A 17,207-nucleotide genomic window follows, 5' to 3' on the forward strand; every position below is an offset into this window, starting at 1 on the left:
CGATGGCTCTTGGAGCGGTACAACTCATTACGGTACGTCCGTTTATGACTATCACGGGGCTTACTACGGAGGGACTTACACAACCTATCACCCTCCGACGGTGGTAAATAGTTACTACGGCTCTGGATGTTATAACTGCGGAGGTTGGTACGCGGCGGGGGCTGCTGCTACGGGTGCCGTGATCGGTGCCGCCTCGGCCAGTGCAGCCAGTGCAAATACTTACGCCCAGGGCTATGCTGCTGGTAGTGCTGCTAACTATGGAATGGGCGCGATCTATACAGTGCTACCTACTGGCTGTGTCGCCAGTAACGTCGGCGGCACAACTTACTACGAATGCAACGGAATCTGGTTCCAGCCATCTTTCGGCGCGAATGGCGTTTACTACCGCGTAGTCCCTGCTCCCTGATACGTCATAACTGCCAATAGGAAATACTTTATTGCCACACCAAATAAATCGCTTTTTCAAATTTTTCTTTAACCGTCCGCAAACCCAGCAAAACCGTTTATAAAAGCAAAAGGTGACTTATGCAACAATTTAATTTTCGCTGTTTAAGAATTACTGGAGCAATTACAACTTTAGCATTAGCCACTGGATTAATTGGACTCAGTTTAAATACTCACGCACAAGATCAAGTTGATCGAGATCAAAATGCTGCACTGCAAGTCGTTGCTAAGATGACCGAAGGACAGCGCACTTACTATCAAAAAAATGGTCAGTTTCGCGCTCCAATTAATGATATTAAAAAAGATTTCGGACTCACCTTACCAGCTACTTTCGATTACGCCGTCCGTACCACCTCAGAAGCCGCCTACAGTTACGTGATTCCTGCTCAATCTCCTCTGACAGGCAAACTAAAAGCCTATGTTGGAGGGGCTTTTATCACCCCGAATCAAACCCCTAAAATTACCACAATTATTTGTGAAAACACGACACCAGGACAGGTTCGACCCGCAGATCCCCAATTAGTCAGAGGAAGTGATCCCGCAAACCCGACGAAGCTCGCCTTACAATGCGGTGATTATTCTTCCCAAGTACCCGCTTCTAAGTTGACAGAATAAACTTTTTATGCTATGTAGTCAGACATCATGGATAAACTTTTAATTAGTAATTTTGCAGCCAGCTTATTCGCGCTTTTAAATCCGTTAGGGGTTCTTCCAATCTTTATCGGTTATAGCGCTGGGGAAAAGCGAAAGGTTCAGCGATGGCTGGCCTTATTTGTGGCTCTGACTGCCTTAGTTTTGCTGCTGGTATTCTTCTTTGCAGGTTCATCTCTACTCAGGTTTTTCGGCATTTCTTTAGACTCATTTCGCATTGCAGGAGGTATTCTTTTATTAATAATCGGGATAGGGATCGTTAAGGGTGATTCGAGTAAAGCTGCCAAAGACCTTGCTGCAGAAGACCAAAAAAGTGATTTTAGACAAGCACAGTTAGTCTATCGCAAGATTGTCATCCCCTTGGCTATGCCTTTGTTAGTCGGACCTGGTGTTATTGCCAATGTGGTTCTTTATGCAAGTGAAGCAGAAGCCAAAAAAGACAATGCTCTTTTTGCTGGTTTGATCGGTACAATTATCGTCATTTGTTTCTTGGTATTTGTGATTTTTTTGTCTGGTCGCTGGTTGCAAAAAGTAGTAGGAGATGTGGGATTAAACATTGTTACACGAATCCTCGGACTATTAGTAGCCGCGATCGGAGTTCAATTTATTATTACAGGTTTATCTAACATTATTGTTCATTCAATTACTCCTGAAATTTTGAAAAACCAATAACTTTATTTGTACCTCTTTACTTATTGATGTTTAAAGAAAACTCAAAATCATGTCAAAACTGTTACTCAAAAAATCTTTAATTTTCATACTTCAGGGACTTTTATTGGGAATCACCTGCTTTGTGACTTCTAATGCCGAGGCAAATCCAACGCCAGCCTTCCCTGTAGTTAATGACAGTGAAGAGGGAGCAAACGCTTATTCTAACCTAGAGACAGCTTCTTTAAAGACGATTGATGAGATTTATAAGCCATTGCTCAATTCTTCTTGTCCTAATTTCACTCCCATCACTAATACAATTAAGCCCAATGAGTCATCGCTTCAAAGGCAAGATTTAGAAAATAGCGTTGTACCAACGAGTTCTTGTGCGGCAGATTTAATAGGCGACTCTGGGAATACTCTTAATAGCCAACTCACTCCAGAGGGGATGGAAACACCGACACCAGAAGAAACCCTGCCTACTGAAATTTCTCCTAACAACGAGGAGGAAACCCAAGTCGTTGAAAGTAAGGACTGGCATATTGATATTCAGCCCTACGCGACTATCCCTGTGACTACTTATGGTTCAGTAACAGCAGGAACACGCAGTGTAGACTACCATCTTAGCCTTGGTGAAGTAGTGGACGTGCTGCGAGTGGTAGCAAGTGGTCGTATTGAAGCTTGGAAGGGAAATTTCGGCTTGATATTTGATGGATATTACGTCAGTCTTCACGGAGGTGGAATTAAGCAAGTAGAACGCCCTTTAGTCAATGCAAGTCTAGAATCAAATCTTACCTTTGATCAAGGAATTTATGATTTTGCGCTCAGTTATCACATCGGCGATCGCCCAATTCCCTATCAACCCACTCAACCATCTAAGGCGGCTTTCCCAAGAATTTGGTTTACTCCTATCCTGGGGACTCGTCTTAATGATCTTAGTAGCACGATCACAACAACATTATCTTTTGATCGTCTTGAAAAAACCTTTGAAGGCACCAGTCGTGCTGGAAGAACTTGGTTTGAACCGATGGTCGGTGGTAAGCTCGGTCTACAAGTTTCTGAGCCGATTACTTTCTGGGTGAGGGGGGATGTTTCAGGCTTTGGTCTCGCAGGCGAAACTGATCTGAGTTGGAACGCCATTTTTGGGGTAGATTGGTGGGTTAAACCCTATCTTTCACTCAACTTAGCCTATCGTTTCTATCAAATTAAGTATGGAAATGGCAGTGGTAATAATGCCTTTGAGTTTGAGCAAAATTTCAATGGCCCTTATCTAGCAGTAACATTTCGGATTTAGATAAACAAATGATTTTGGTGTGTAATAATCGTACTTTTATGCCTAAGCTAATGCTCGATATCAAATCTAAAATTTCTTTTGTATTAATGGCTGCTTTATCGGCTAGTCTCATCGCAATTCCAGTCAAAGCGGCTGAAGAACTTTTTTTATCTTATGACTCGGTTCTATTATCGGTCAAAGTTTCATCTTTAGAAGCTTTTGCTAAAGAAGGGAAAATCGCTCCAGATTTACAGCTTTATTTGAGTCGTGCGAATGCAGAAGAAAAAGAAGAATTTCGTCAAGTACTCCTAAGACGAGTTGATGTTAATCCTGTTTTATTATCCCGTTTTTTTAATAGCGCAATGGGAGCAGATATTCTCTACCGTCTTGGTAAAGGGATTACCATTCAAGGAGGCGGTAATGGAAAATACGCACTACGCGGAGCAATAATATCAGCCGCCTTTGCTCCAGAAGGACTGACTCTACTCAATGTCCTGAAAAAACTACCCGTTAATATCGAGTTTCAAGGAAAAATGGTGAGCGGTTTTGCCCAAGAAGCGAGGAAAGTTGTTCGAGCAACAGAATTCTTAGTCAGTGAAATGCGTTCTCTGGATCTTCAAGAAACGAATGCTGATCCTAAAGTTAATTATTCTACCCTGCCCGATCTTCGTAAACTAGGACAGTACGAGGTCAAAAAAGAAGTTTGGCAATTAACCGATTCTAGTCGTAACCGTAGTTTCTATGTAGATGTTTACATCCCACAACGAAAAGATTCAGGCAGAATTCCTGTTATCGTTTTGTCTCACGGTTTATCCTCTCGTCCTGAAGATTATGCAGTTGGACTTAAACATCTAGCCTCTCATGGCTATCTGGTGGCTGCACCCCAACATATTGGCAGTGATGCGATTTACCTCCAAGAGATGTTGCAAGGCTATCATCAAAATATTTTTGCCCTTGATGAATTTTTTAACCGTCCCAAAGATATTAGCTATGTAATTGATGAACTGCAACGACGCAATCCGCCTGAGTTTAACGATAGGCTGGATCTACAAAATATCGGCGCTGCGGGTCATTCTTTTGGCGGATACACGGTGTTAGGTCTTGCTGGGGCTAAAATTGATTTTGAAAATCTACAACGGGATTGCGATCGCTTGTTTGGAGCGGCAGATATTTCATTGCTACTCGAATGCAGAGCTTTAGAATTACCTCGAATGGCGTATAATTTCCGAGATGAGCGAGTTAAAGCTGTCTATGCGGCTAACCCTGTCAATCGTAGCATTTATGGCAAAAGTGGAATTAGCCAAATTTCTATCCCTACTGTTTTAGGTTCGGGAAGTTATGATCCTGCTGCCCCGCCCTTTTTTGAGCAAGCGGCTTCTTTTACTTGGTTAACCACGCCAGATAAATACTGGGCAATGGTTGAAGGACAAGCCCACGTTGACTTTACTAATCTTGATCCAGGGATCACAAAAGCACTCAATTCGGTTGCTCATCTAACTTTACCGAGTCAAACTTTGATTGGTAATTATGATAATGCACTTAAACTTGCTTTTTTTGAAACTTATATTAACAATAATGAGGATTATCGGACTTATCTACAGCCTTCTTATGCTGAATATCTTAGTCAGGATGAGACGTTTAAATTAGATTTCATTAGCGGTGCTTCTTCTGATGAGTTAGCTACGGCGATTAAGAATTTTAAATAAGAAAAACCTTTTTTAACTTACCATTTGTTTAACTTATGCGCTTATTATCTTTGTTAACTTTAACGCTCTGTGTCTCCAATCTAGTCAGTACCCCACTCGCTCTGACACAAGAGCTTCCCTATCCAGCCAATTCTACCTTTTTTACGGGAGAGCCGCCGATTTTAGTCGGTGTTGAGACTCCTGATGATTTGGTTGGCTGGAGATTGCCTCATTATTATTTTACCGTTAATGTGCCAGCTTCTTCACCTGAATCCTTGGGCAAAGTGACTATTGCCCCTGAAGTAAGTGGTTTTGCGATCACCTTTGACTTGTCAAAAACCCAAGCATTTCAAGGCACCAAAAAGGAGAAAGGTCAAGCTATAACTTTACAATCTGTTACCCAAGATCCGAAGACTCAAATGATTACGATTGCCTTCACTCCTCCTATTTCCCCAGGTACAACTTTTACAATTGATTTACGAGCTTACAACAATCCGCCTGAGGGGACGTACCTTTTTCAAGTTCAAGGGTTTCCTGCTGGAGATAATCCAATTGGTTTAGATCTCGGTGTGGGAAGATTGTCTTTTGATCAGGTGTTTTAAAAGGACTATTAAGAGTGACCAGAAGACTGAGTGAGCGTTCTTTTTGGAGAGCTTGGCTAAGATACAAAATTTGTTTTGTCTTCATGTTGCTAGCTATTTTATTAACGGCTTGTCATCAAGTTTCAGTTGAACAACAATCGAATCAACCCAGACAACTTCAAGGACAACTCCTAATTTGGCATCCTTTTCAAGGAGATCTGGCAACAATTTTTCTTAATGGTCTTCAAAAATTTCAACAACTAAACCCATCGGTTGTTCTGATTGCGGAATATGTTCCTCAAAATGAAATCTCTTCACGATTGATCGCTCAGGCGAAAAACGGCTTAGGTGCGAGTCTCATCATTGACTACGCTAGGCAAATGCTAGAAATGATTGAAGCAGAATACATTCAACTGATTAATGAAGGGACTATTGACTTGTCTACTTACTTTGCACCGACGCTAACTCAAGTTCGTTATCAGGGACAAATCTACGGAGTGCCTTTAAATTCCCAAATTCGCGTGCTTTGCTATAATCAGGCCAAGATTAAGCAAGCTTCGAGTAGCGATCAAACCCTAAGTCAACCTCCTACTCGATTAGAAGAACTGATTGAACGATCGCAGAAGGGCTATTCAGTCGGTCTGGTTTCGGCTTTTGAGGATACTTTTTGGGGAATGGGAATTTTTCGCGCTCAATTTTTTGATAGTCAGGGATTAATCAAGCCTCAGCTTGAGGGATGGGCGAAATGGCTCGAATGGCTCAAACAAGCTAATACGCAGCCCAACTTTATTCTCACACGTAGTAGAGACATTCTGCACAAAGCTTTTGCCCAAGGAAAGCTAACTTACTACATCTGCAATTCTAGCGAAATCGCTGACTTGAAAAACAATCTAAAAGATAACTTGCGGGTTGCACCTCTACCGACAGAACCTGAGCGAAGAGCTACTCCTATTCTTTATACCCGAGTCATGATCCTCAACCGTAGTGCTAGTCCAGATGAAACACACTTGGCGCTAGAACTAACGAAGTTTATGACTAACCCCGAACAGCAAATCCAAGGGATCGTTCAATCTCAAAGCTTTATCCCTACTAATCAAAGCGTAAAAATTAATGAAGATTTATTCCCAACAGAAAAGGTTTTATTGGAGCAGGCAAAAACATCTGTTGCTATTCCTCTTGACGAGCTAAACCGAATTATGCCAGTCTTCGAGGAAGGAGAGCGTCTGTATCAGAGAGTACTCGCGGGCAATCTCGATTCATCAGAAGCTGCTAAACAACTTAGCGAAATCGTTAATCAACAAATCGAGCAAAAGGAGGAGTGAAGATGCTGGTTGAAGAGCGTTTACCAACTCTAATTGAAGCTGTCATTAAACAATTTCTTTTTTTTGGGCGTTCTGAGATTCAATCTCAGTTGTTGGCGATCGCGCTTGCTCTGGCTCTTAGTTGGTTACTCTCAAAATGTTTCTGGCATTGGCTTGTCAAAACTTTTCCTCAAGCATCTGTCTTTATTTGGGATGATGCTAGATTTTCTTGTCGTCAGTATCTTGCAGTACTGCTTCAACATCTTGATTTTTCTGTAATCAGTTTGATTGTACTAAATTTAACTCAAGAGCTTTTTCGGACTCAAGATTGGAAAAGAGGTCTTCTGAGCGTTGCCATTCGACTAATGTGGGTTTATTTAGGATATCGTTTCTGTCTAGCTTCTTTATATGCCGTGTTTCCTCTGGCTTCAGTTAGACAGTATCATTACCGTCTTTTTGCTCCTTTATTCATTCTCTACGTTCTCGGAACGATTAGTAATCTCGCTAATAATCTCGAACTCATCGCACAAATATCACCCTTTAAGCTGTTTAATAGTCCATTTACTTTAAGCTCTATTTTTATTCTGATTACAGGACTCTATTTCTGGGTAGTAATTGTGATTCTTTTAGAAAATACTCTCCTCAAAATTTTAGAGACTGAAAATCAATTAGAAACAGGAACAACACAAGCAACTTTATTGCTAATTCGCTATTTTCTGATTGCTTTGGGAATCGTGATAATTTTAGGATATGTTGGTGTGAATGGAACGGCGGTCGCTGCAATTACAGGAGGACTATCTGTCGGAATTGGTTTTGGGTTACAACAGGTTGTTAGCAACTTTGTGAGTGGCATTTTATTATTGTTTGAAGGCGTGTTAAGACCAGGAGATATTATCGAAATTGAAGGGCAAACTTGCGAAGTCACTAAACTAGGCATTCGGGCAACTACTGTCAAAATATTAAAAAATAATTCGGAAAGAATTATTCCTAATCAGACTTTTTTTACTAAGGATTTGACTACCTATACATCTAGCGATCGCTTAGTTCAATGTTCAATTAAAGTTGGCGTTGGCTATGAGTATGAGGTCAATCAAATAACGACTCTCTTCTTACGAATTGCTAACGAGGAGCCCAGAATTCTTAAAAAGCCAGCTCCTTTAGTTTTTTTGCTGAATTTCGGAGATTCCCATTTTAATTTTGAATTAAAGTTTTGGTTAAATAATATTAATCTTCAAACCGAAGTCATTAGCGCTCTCAATTATGCGATTTTAGAGAATTTTACTAAATCTCTTATTGAAGCCCCTTTTTCTCAAAGAGAAATTCATATTCGTACTGGAGGATAATAGGGTAGAGCAGCATAGCCAATTCATGTAATGAAAGAAAGCCTTTTGACTTTCTGTGCTCCTGACTTGTTAGATCTTTTCACTTTAGATATACTTTCTTCTAGTTTAGAGTAGTTGATTATAATTGGATTTAGTATTATTTATTTGAGATCCGTCATAGCATCTTTCAAAATCAAATTGGCTTTCATCTAAATTTCTGTTATACTAAAAACGTAGTCGTTATGAGTTTTAGTTAGAGACTATGACCAATCCAACCGTAGAAAACGTCGTCATTATTGGTTCAGGGCCGGCTGGATATACTGCCGCCATTTATGCAGCGCGTGCAAACCTAAAACCCGTGATGTTTGAGGGGTTTCAAGCAGGGGGAATTCCTGGGGGACAGTTAATGACTACGACAGAAGTCGAAAACTTCCCTGGTTTTCCTGAAGGAATTACTGGGCCAAAATTAATGGAACAGATGAAAGCACAAGCTGAACGCTGGGGAACCGAATGTTATACCGAAGATGTGCTAAAAGTTGATCTCTCGCAACGTCCCTTTACGATTCAATCGAGCGAAAGAGAAGTCAAAGCCCATAGTATTATTATCTCCACAGGTGCGACCGCTAAACGATTAGGCTTACCAAGTGAACATCATTTCTGGAGTAATGGAATCTCCGCTTGTGCAATTTGTGATGGTGCAAGTCCATTGTATAAAGATGAAGAACTAGCAGTAATTGGTGGGGGTGACTCCGCGATTGAAGAAGCAATCTACTTGACAAAATACGGTTCTCATGTACACTTATTAGTCCGTCGAGATAGCTTACGGGCAAGTAAAGCGATGCAGGATCGGGCCTTAAATAACCCTAAAATTACCATTCACTGGTATACAGAAGCCGTCGATGCTTTTGGTGAGGGTGGCAAAATGGAAGGCTTAAAAGTCCGTAACAATCAAACAGGCGAGGAAACAGATTTACCCGTCAGAGGTTTGTTTTATGCTGTAGGTCACACTCCTAATACGTCTTTATTCCAAGGACAATTAGAACTTGATGAAATTGGCTATATTAAAGTTAAACCTGGAACTGTGGCTACTAATGTAGAAGGAGTTTTTGCAGCAGGAGACGTACAAGATCACGAATATCGCCAAGCAATCACCGCAGCAGGTACAGGGTGTATGGCAGCCCTTTTAGCTGAACGTTGGCTATCAGCTAGAGATCTGATTCAAGAATATCGTCATACACAGATTAACGACCTAAAAGAAGACAAACCCACTAGCGATACCCCTGCGGATACAGAAGAAACCTTCGATATCAATAAAACACGTCACTATGGTGGTTATGCTTTAAGAAAATTATTCCATGAAGGCGATCGCTTATTGATGGTGAAATATGTTTCGCCAACCTGTGGCCCTTGTAAAACCCTCAAACCGATTTTAGATAAAGTAGCTGATGAATATGATGGAAAAATCTACTTTATCGAAATCGATATCGAAGCCGATCCCGATATCGCTAAAATGGGACAGATAACAGGAACACCCACCGTACAATTTTTCAAAGATCAAGAACTCTTACAGGAAATGCGAGGCGTTAAACAAAGAAGCGAATTCCGTCAAGTGATTGATCGTTATATCGGTGCTGCTGTTAGTTAAACTGTAGGGGTTTGGTCTCCAAAGCCTTTTTACAAATCTAGGGTAGGACAAAGCCCACCCTAGATTTAGGTTAACTGGATGTGAACGAGGGTCATTACATCATACCCATACCGCCCATACCACCCATGCCACCCATGCCACCCATGCCGCCCATACCGCCCATACCGCCCATACCGGGATCAGGCATTGCAGGGGTTTTCTCAGGTTTTTCGACTACTAACGCTTCAGTGGTTAGAACCATGCCAGCAATAGAAGCCGCATTTTGCAGGGCAGAACGAACTACCTTAGCGGGATCGATAATACCAGAAGCGATCATGTTTTCGTATTGACCCGTTAAAGCATTGTAACCGACATTAAAATCCGCATTACGAACGCCATCAACAATTACAGAACCTTCAACCCCTGCATTATCAGCTAATTGACGTAGCGGGGCTTCAAGAGCTTTTGCAACAATATCGGCCGCTACTTTCTCTTCATCATTCTTCAGCGTCTGCTTAAACTCTTTTGCTTTAGCAGCCAAGTAAATTAAAGCCGTACCACCACCGGGGACAATTCCTTCTTCTACAGCCGCTTTAGTCGCATTTAGAGCATCTTCGATTCTTAATTTACGATCTTTGAGTTCGGTTTCCGTGGCTGCACCGACTTTAATCACAGCAACACCACCCGCTAATTTAGCGATTCGTTCTTGAATCTTTTCGCTATCGTACTCAGAATCAGTCGCTTCGAGTTCTCGACGCAGTTGAGCGATCCGTTTTTGGATATCTGCGGTACTCGCACCAGAAGCAACAATAGTAGTATTGTCTTTTTCGATTGTAATTTTATCGGCGTTTCCTAGCATATCTAGGGTCATTGTGTCAAGACTTAAGCCAATTTCTTCAGAAATCAGACGACCACCTGTCAGAACGGCGATATCCTGTAACATGGCTTTACGACGATCGCCAAAACTGGGGGCTTTGATCGCCACGACATTTAAAACGCCTCTTGCTTTATTCACCACCAAAGTCGCGAGAGCTTCACCTTCAACATCTTCAGCAATAATGAGTAAGGCACGACCAGCGCGGGCTACCCCTTCAAGAACAGGAACTAAGTCAGCAATTGAGCTAATTTTCTTATCGGTAATCAGAATTAGCGGATTTTCATATTCAACGATCTGACGTTCTTGATCGGTGACAAAATAGGGAGACATATAACCGCGATCGATTTGCATCCCTTCGACAACATCTAACTCAGTAGTTAAAGATTTTGACTCTTCTACTGTAATAACACCATCTTTAGTGACGCGATCCATTGCCATCGAAATCATTTGACCGACTTCTGCGTCATTTCCAGCACTCACGGTTGCCACTTGTGCGATCGCATCTCCTTCGACGGGTTTCGCAATATTAGCAATTTCTTGTACTAAATACGTAACCGTTTTATCGATACCCCGTTTTATAGCCACTGGGTTCGCCCCTGCGGTTACATTTTTCAAACCTTCTCGGATCAAGGCTTGTGCGATAATAGTTGCTGTTGTGGTTCCATCTCCAGCGATATCTTTTGTTCTGGAAGCGACTTCTTGGATCAATCTTGCGCCAGTATTTTCCAGAGGATCGTCTAATTCAATATCTTTAGCAACTGTAACCCCATCATTGACAATTTGGGGCGCACCATATTTTTTTTCTAATAAGACATTACGTCCTTTGGGGCCGAAGGTAATCCGTACCGCATTGGACAGGGCATTCACACCCCTCTCTAAAGCTCTTCTAGAGTCTTCTTTAAATGCAATAATTTTAGCCATAGTTGCTTAGAATTTTTTATTTCTCCATTAGCCAATTTAGCACTCATTAGGTGAGAGTGCTAACTTTAATATACACAGTTTTTTCCCTAATGTGCGGTAGCCCCTCCAGCAGGCTTGCTCTTTTTAAAAAACAATACAGCCAGTCCACTGACGAGAAGTGCAATACCAATAAAGTGAAAACAATCGTTATACGCCATGACAAACGCTTCTTGGCGGACTGTATGACTAAGGGCTTCAAGGGCTTGTTGATTGGCTGTTACTGCATCAAATCCTTTTTGGATGAAATATTGGGTTAATTGCTCAATTCGTTGCTGAGTTTCGGGTGCATACATCGAAATACTCTCACCGAGCCGATTTGAATGAAAATGCTCTCGATTCTGTAATAAAGTGGCTAATGAGGCAATCCCAATCGACCCCCCCAAATTCCGCATCATATTAAACAACGCCGACGCAGAAGCCGCTAATGCAGGTTCAATTCCCGTCGTCGCAATTGAGGATAGGGGTACCATGATTAAAGGTTGTCCCATTGCTCTAACAAATTGTGACACTCTTAGCTGTTCATAACCCGTTTGATTCGTCATTATGGAATTCATCAAACAACTAATGGCAAAAAGACTAATTCCCGTTCCAATCAAAACCCGTAAATCAATGCGCTTCATTAACTTAGGGACAAATGGTACTAAAAACAGTTGGGGAACGCCAGCCCACATAATCACTTCCCCAATTTGTAAAGAGTTGTAACGCTGCACCTGTGCTAGATAAAGCGGCAGAATATAGACAGATCCATATAAACCTAAACCTAATGCGACATTGATGATCGTTGCTAGTCCAAAATTCCGACGCATCAATAACCGTAACTCTAATAACGGACGTTTCCGAGTCAGTTCAATAATAAAAAAGATCGTTAAAAAAATCACTGCCACCACTGTTAATTTAACAATCAGTGGCGAACTAAACCAATCTTTACGGCTACCTTCTTCTAAAACAACCTGAAGCGATCCTAACCCCAATACCATCGCCACAATGCCACCCCAGTCACCTTGTTTGAGGAGATCAAAGCGTAACGGTTCAGCCTCAATCGCATACCAAACCGCCGACATCAGTAATAACCCAGGAATGATATTCAAATAAAAAATATATTCCCAGCCAAAATTCTCCGTTAGCCATCCTCCCATTGTAGGGCCAATAGATGGGGCAAATACAGCCGTTACCGCAAACATGGCTAGACCCACAGGCTGTTTCTGTGGTGGTAATTTTCGTAAAACCAGTGTCAAGGCGACTGGAATCAATACACCTCCTGTAAACCCCTGCAAAGCCCGAAACAGAATCATCATGGGTAAACTTCTAGCCCACGCACAACAAACGGAAAAGAAGGTAAACAGGGCGACATTAACCAGTAGATAACGCCGTATCGAGAAAATTTGCGATAGCCAACCCGTTAAAGGAATCACGATAATTTCAGCCACTAGATAAGCGGTAGAAATCCATGATCCTTCTTCTAAAGTAGCTCCTAAAGCGGCTTGAATCTCTTGTAGTGAGGCATTGGTAATCTGAATATCCAAAATCGCCATAAATGCCCCTAGCATCGCCCCACCCACTCCAATCCAAGTCTTGAGGGGTACAGGTGGCGTAACAGGCGGTTTTAAGCTACTAGAAACAGCCATCTTAATTTACTTCCCCACATCAACGGTGACATTAGCTGACATTCCTGGTACGATTCTAGATTCATATCCTTTCACACTGTCAGGATTTAAGCGAATTTTGACGGGAATCCGTTGCACAATTTTCGTAAAGTTTCCTGTCGCATTATCGGGGGGTAATAGCGAAAATTCAGCACCCGACGCAGGGGAAAGACTATCGACTGTTCCAGTAAAGGTACGCCCCGGAAAGCTATCGATTTCAACTTCGACGGATTCACCCGCTTTCATTTTGGCGAGTTGGGTTTCTTTAAAGTTAGCAACAATCCATAAATCTTTCCCGACTACTGCCATCAAAGGCTGTCCCGATTGTATGCGTTCCCCTATTTCTACGTTTTTACGTCCGATTCTTCCCGTCACAGGGGCCGTAATATTGGTATAGGATAATTGCAGTTGCGTTTGAGCCAAATTCGCTTGTGCTTGTGCGATCGCTGCCTTAGCCGCTTGATATTCTCCTTGATTGACTTGAGTTTGCGCTTGATTCGCCTGAACTCGTTGTAAACCACTCTGGCTTACCTTGAGTGCAGATTGGGCTTGTTGCACGCCTTTTTGCGCTTGTATCAGTTTTGCCTGTGCTTGATTAACACCTTGTTTGGCGGCATTACGGGCGGCTAAAGCTACCTCATAAGAAGCTCTGGAGGACTCTAATTGTTGACGGGATACGGCACCCGAATCATAAAGTGACTGATAGCGTTGGTAGTCTGCTGTTTCACGGGTTAAAGTCGCTTGAGTCTGTGCGAGTTCTGATTGCGCGGCTGGAACTCCTGCTTGGGCTTCTGTGACGGCAGCTTGGGCAGTCGCAATATCTGTGAGCGCACCATTAATAGTACCTTGGGTTTCGGTAGCTTGGGCGGCGGTTGTTTGATTTGCCTGAGCAATACTTGATTGTGCGGCTTCGGCTTTGCGTTGGGCGACGTTTAAGGATGCCTGGGCTTGTTGAACGGCTACCTGATAGTCTTGTGGATCGAGTTGTATTAAGGTTTGTCCCTGTTTAATGATCTGGTTATCATCAACGAGTACATTTGAAACACTGCCAGAGATGCGGCTACTGATTTGGTAAACATGACCTGCAATCGTAGCGTTATCTGTACTTTGATGGGTTGATGCAAACTGCCACCAACGATAACCATAAGTTCCCGCAGCGATCGCACTAACTCCCAAAGCCGCTAAGATTAATGGCTTCCGATTTCGAGGTGATGGTGTAGGAAGTTTTTCAGGTTCTTGAACCGTTGTTGGTTGTTCGATAATGGGTGGTTCAATGATCTGGGGTTCTTTAACGAATTTTGTTCTGTTGTTGCTGTATTGATAAGTGTCCATAGATAGAAGTTATCAGCGAGTTGGGGAATAAATATTACGAGTATGTTTATTTAGAATGCGTAGTATTTTTTAAAATAAAAGATCTTAATTAGGGAAAGGATCGACTTTAAGAAAGATTCAGAATCATTTGATTGATCCACTTAGATACAATTTCTCGTTCTTGGGGGGAAAAACCGTGCATTGTTTGTTCGCAAAGTTCCCAAGCTAAGGGCGGTAAAACCTCTTCTAATTCTCGTCCTTCTTGTGTAAGCCAAATTCGCCAGACTCGACGATCCGATGAATCTCGTTCTCGACGCACTAAACCCCGTTCTTCCATCCGATCTACTACACCCGTTAAGGTTCCACCAACTTGACGTAGGCGATCGCATAGTTCACTCGTTGCCGCGCCGTCTTGTTCCCACAAACAACACAAGACCAACCAATGAAAAGGAGTTAAACCATAGGGATCTAGTTTCTCTTGAAAGTTTCGCCCCATCAGTTGAGATAAAATTTTAATCCGATAGCCCAGTCCGTAGGGAGCCTTCACGGATTGATATTCTTTAGTCTGTTGCGGAGTTGCTGTCGTCATACGAGAATTTATTTCGTGTGCTAAATATTAGCATACTAAGTATTTTGTGATTTGTCTAGTACGGTTGGCACAATCAAGTAAACCACTATGACAGCTTTACGCTCAGATTGAAATGCTGGAAAATGTTAGATTTATTGTTATAACGACATTATCCAACTTTCTATTTTGAGTTTTGATTCCTATTTCAATAATGGAATGAGCCAAGCAGAAATAATACTAATAAGTATGATCGCTTCAAGTATATTAAGTAGAGAAAACCGCATTTTGTCTAATTCTAGGTTTGTTCGCCATTGGGAGAAATGAAACCACCAGAAACGGGGACTATCTTTAAGGCGATATTTCCAGTGCCACATAGATAGTAACAAAGACGAACCACCGACTCTTGCATTCATCAGTAAATGGAATGCGATCGCAAAAATCATCACCATCCAAGAAACTAAGTGTGCGTAATACCAAAAGTGGTTTAGTTCACCACGAGGCAACCACTGATCATCCATCATCTTGCCACTAAACAGTGCAAAGGTCAGAGCAAGTAGGGCGAGAGTATTCGTTACTCGATTGAAAGTATACCACCAGATCGGATGACCAACCTGCGTTAGTCTCGTTAATGTATCAGGTTGGATCAAGCGTTTCTGTCCTCGATGAAAAGCATACAGAACCAATAATGGAAACATCAACAGCGTGTATAGTCCAAAGGTTCCATGTATACTTTCAATTTCAATAAAATGAGGAAGCGCAGTTTTACCCCATCGCCCATCATAGGTGTCATACGTCCAAAAAGCCGTCACCATTGCAGCAAGCAAAAAAAGGCTAGTAAACCCATGTAGAAGACGTAAAAGAAAAGGTTGATAGGGCGAAGATGATTTCATAAATTCAAATAATTAGCGATGGGTTTGGAGACCAAACCCTTGCATCTATAAATTACATCACCATCCCACCATCGACATTAAAGACTTGTCCTGTAATATAGGCAGCAGAAGGATCACAAGCAAGAAAACGCACCATCCCCGCGACTTCTTCAGCTTCACCAAAACGACCGAGGGGGATAAATTTTAAGATATCTTCAGTATTACTCAAGTCATTGGTCATATCGGTCGCAATAAAACCGGGGGCAACCGCATTAACTGTAATTCCACGAGTTGCAAATTCTTTCGCTAGGGTTTTCGTCAAACCAATAACCCCCGCTTTTGCCGCGCTGTAGTTCGCTTGTCCTGCGTTACCCATTAAACCCGAAACGGAGGAAATATTAATAATTCTACCTTTTTTACGTTTGAGCATAATTTTACTAACGGCACGAGTACACAAAAAGACCCCTGTTAAATTGAGATCAATAACCGCTTGCCAGTCTTCGAGTTTCATGCGTAACATGAGGGTATCTTTGGTAATTCCCGCGTTATTGACTAAAACATCAATCGTACCGAATTTATCTAAAATATTTTGGATCAGGCTATCGACTTCATCTGATTTTGAGACATCTGCACAAAGAGCGATCGCTTCTCCTCCTGCTTCTGTAATCTCCTGTACTACCGCATCAGCAGCCGAACTTGAACGGGCATAATTGACTATTACTTTGGCACCTTGAGAGGCTAAAGAGAGTGCGATCGCTTTTCCGATTCCTCTAGATGCCCCAGTCACTAAAGCCACTTGATCTTTTAAATACTGTAAATTTTCGGGTAATCGTTCCATCTTGCACAAGCCTTATAATTATTATCACTTCGATCATTGTTATCTGTCATGGGTCAAATAATCAACTGTTGAGTTAAAAGAAGTCATAACAATTGCTCAATTTTGCTGTTAATTAAATGTATTAAGCACTTAGCTAAAATAGAGAGTGCTTATGTAAGCATATTAAATAAGCTCGTTAAACCGCTAAAGTTTTATTTGACAAAAAATTGAAGATTGATTGTGACAAAATAGACTTACTTTATCATTTATGCAGTCAATCATATTTAACTGGTTTGCACTGCATCTAAGCAAAATTTTCAAGAATAGTAGTAAATGACGTTCTGATAATAACAAGTATCAGTAGTGCTAGTAAAACGCTCAAAATTTTCATTGTAAATGTTACTGCTTTTATCATTTTTTTCTCCTATGTTTTTACATTAAAAAATTTTTTTTTAAATTTCTATTTTAAAACTATTTTATTATTTTTTGTATTATATTAACTCGTTTTTATTTCAAAAATAACAATAATTATCTCTAAATAAGTTTAAAATTTCAATGAAGTTTTTAGAGCATCAGTATTTTACTGATTATTTTTTAAAGATAATCAATGAAGATCATAAATATTAAATCTCT

At 41.4% G+C, this 17,207-nt stretch carries 14 protein-coding genes; 8 read left to right on the forward strand and 6 right to left on the reverse strand.

Features of this window, described 5'->3' with window-relative positions:
* Positions 1–525: 525 nt before the first annotated feature.
* The 8 genes from CFPU101_RS08780 (at position 526) to trxB (ending at position 9,550) form a co-directional block, all read left to right on the forward strand.
* Entirely contained in the window at positions 526–1,059 is a 534-nt protein-coding gene (locus CFPU101_RS08780; protein ID WP_206814985.1) for a type IV pilin-like G/H family protein, read from the forward strand.
* A gap of 27 nt (positions 1,060–1,086) precedes the next feature.
* Positions 1,087–1,767, forward strand: coding sequence for a MarC family protein (locus CFPU101_RS08785; RefSeq protein WP_206814986.1), 681 nt, complete (start codon positions 1,087–1,089; stop codon positions 1,765–1,767).
* A 49-nt stretch (positions 1,768–1,816) separates the two neighbouring features.
* On the forward strand, positions 1,817–3,037 hold the full coding sequence (locus CFPU101_RS08790; RefSeq protein ID WP_206814987.1) for a hypothetical protein: 1,221 nt from the start codon (positions 1,817–1,819) through the stop codon (positions 3,035–3,037).
* Between the two features lie 50 nt (positions 3,038–3,087).
* Positions 3,088–4,722, forward strand: a complete 1,635-nt coding sequence (locus tag CFPU101_RS08795; protein ID WP_242577836.1) for an alpha/beta hydrolase — start codon at positions 3,088–3,090, stop codon at positions 4,720–4,722.
* Positions 4,723–4,757: 35 nt separating this feature from the next.
* The gene (locus tag CFPU101_RS08800; protein WP_206814989.1) at positions 4,758–5,303 is read left to right on the forward strand and encodes a DUF2808 domain-containing protein; all 546 of its coding nucleotides are present in this window, start codon (positions 4,758–4,760) and stop codon (positions 5,301–5,303) included.
* An 83-nt stretch (positions 5,304–5,386) separates the two neighbouring features.
* Positions 5,387–6,604 carry an ABC transporter substrate-binding protein gene (locus tag CFPU101_RS08805; RefSeq protein ID WP_206814990.1) on the forward strand — a complete coding sequence of 406 codons (1,218 nt, stop codon included), beginning with the start codon at positions 5,387–5,389 and terminating at the stop codon, positions 6,602–6,604.
* 2 nt (positions 6,605–6,606) lie between these two features.
* Entirely contained in the window at positions 6,607–7,926 is a 1,320-nt protein-coding gene (locus tag CFPU101_RS08810; RefSeq protein WP_206814991.1) for a mechanosensitive ion channel family protein, read from the forward strand.
* Between the two features lie 241 nt (positions 7,927–8,167).
* Positions 8,168–9,550, forward strand: a complete 1,383-nt coding sequence (trxB, locus tag CFPU101_RS08815; protein WP_206814992.1) for a thioredoxin-disulfide reductase — start codon at positions 8,168–8,170, stop codon at positions 9,548–9,550.
* 94 nt (positions 9,551–9,644) lie between these two features.
* On the opposite strand, the gene groL is transcribed toward trxB, so the two are convergent.
* The 6 genes from groL to fabG all read right to left on the reverse strand — a co-directional run bounded on the left by groL (position 9,645) and on the right by fabG (position 16,595).
* Complete coding sequence (gene groL / locus CFPU101_RS08820) at positions 9,645–11,327, reverse strand: chaperonin GroEL (protein ID WP_206814993.1); 1,683 nt, start codon at positions 11,325–11,327, stop codon at positions 9,645–9,647.
* An 86-nt stretch (positions 11,328–11,413) separates the two neighbouring features.
* On the reverse strand, positions 11,414–12,991 hold the full coding sequence (locus CFPU101_RS08825; RefSeq protein WP_206814994.1) for a DHA2 family efflux MFS transporter permease subunit: 1,578 nt from the start codon (positions 12,989–12,991) through the stop codon (positions 11,414–11,416).
* Positions 12,992–12,997: 6 nt separating this feature from the next.
* Entirely contained in the window at positions 12,998–14,341 is a 1,344-nt protein-coding gene (locus CFPU101_RS08830; protein WP_206814995.1) for an HlyD family secretion protein, read from the reverse strand.
* Between the two features lie 106 nt (positions 14,342–14,447).
* Positions 14,448–14,909: a MarR family winged helix-turn-helix transcriptional regulator gene (locus CFPU101_RS08835; RefSeq protein ID WP_206814996.1), complete on the reverse strand. Its 462-nt coding sequence runs from the start codon at positions 14,907–14,909 to the stop codon at positions 14,448–14,450.
* A gap of 179 nt (positions 14,910–15,088) precedes the next feature.
* Positions 15,089–15,778: a cytochrome b/b6 domain-containing protein gene (locus CFPU101_RS08840; RefSeq protein WP_206814997.1), complete on the reverse strand. Its 690-nt coding sequence runs from the start codon at positions 15,776–15,778 to the stop codon at positions 15,089–15,091.
* A 52-nt stretch (positions 15,779–15,830) separates the two neighbouring features.
* Complete coding sequence (gene fabG / locus CFPU101_RS08845) at positions 15,831–16,595, reverse strand: 3-oxoacyl-[acyl-carrier-protein] reductase (RefSeq protein ID WP_206814998.1); 765 nt, start codon at positions 16,593–16,595, stop codon at positions 15,831–15,833.
* Between the last annotated feature and the right edge of the window lie 612 nt (positions 16,596–17,207).

This window comes from Chroococcus sp. FPU101 (genome assembly GCF_017312365.1).
Taxonomy (GTDB): Bacteria; Cyanobacteriota; Cyanobacteriia; order Cyanobacteriales; family Microcystaceae; genus Chroococcus.

Bases quoted from the DNA above. Each gene is read 5' to 3' on its own strand.
- CFPU101_RS08830 (WP_206814995.1), bottom strand. From the start codon at position 14,341: ATGGACACTTATCAATACAGCAACAACAGAACAAAATTCGTTAAAGAA.
- groL (WP_206814993.1), bottom strand. From the start codon at position 11,327: ATGGCTAAAATTATTGCATTTAAAGAAGACTCTAGAAGAGCTTTAGAG.
- CFPU101_RS08780 (WP_206814985.1), top strand. From the start codon at position 526: ATGCAACAATTTAATTTTCGCTGTTTAAGAATTACTGGAGCAATTACA.
- CFPU101_RS08810 (WP_206814991.1), top strand. From the start codon at position 6,607: ATGCTGGTTGAAGAGCGTTTACCAACTCTAATTGAAGCTGTCATTAAA.
- CFPU101_RS08785 (WP_206814986.1), top strand. From the start codon at position 1,087: ATGGATAAACTTTTAATTAGTAATTTTGCAGCCAGCTTATTCGCGCTT.
- CFPU101_RS08790 (WP_206814987.1), top strand. From the start codon at position 1,817: ATGTCAAAACTGTTACTCAAAAAATCTTTAATTTTCATACTTCAGGGA.
- CFPU101_RS08835 (WP_206814996.1), bottom strand. From the start codon at position 14,909: ATGACGACAGCAACTCCGCAACAGACTAAAGAATATCAATCCGTGAAG.
- CFPU101_RS08825 (WP_206814994.1), bottom strand. From the start codon at position 12,991: ATGGCTGTTTCTAGTAGCTTAAAACCGCCTGTTACGCCACCTGTACCC.
- CFPU101_RS08800 (WP_206814989.1), top strand. From the start codon at position 4,758: ATGCGCTTATTATCTTTGTTAACTTTAACGCTCTGTGTCTCCAATCTA.
- fabG (WP_206814998.1), bottom strand. From the start codon at position 16,595: ATGGAACGATTACCCGAAAATTTACAGTATTTAAAAGATCAAGTGGCT.
- CFPU101_RS08805 (WP_206814990.1), top strand. From the start codon at position 5,387: ATGTTGCTAGCTATTTTATTAACGGCTTGTCATCAAGTTTCAGTTGAA.
- trxB (WP_206814992.1), top strand. From the start codon at position 8,168: ATGACCAATCCAACCGTAGAAAACGTCGTCATTATTGGTTCAGGGCCG.
- CFPU101_RS08840 (WP_206814997.1), bottom strand. From the start codon at position 15,778: ATGAAATCATCTTCGCCCTATCAACCTTTTCTTTTACGTCTTCTACAT.
- CFPU101_RS08795 (WP_242577836.1), top strand. From the start codon at position 3,088: ATGCTCGATATCAAATCTAAAATTTCTTTTGTATTAATGGCTGCTTTA.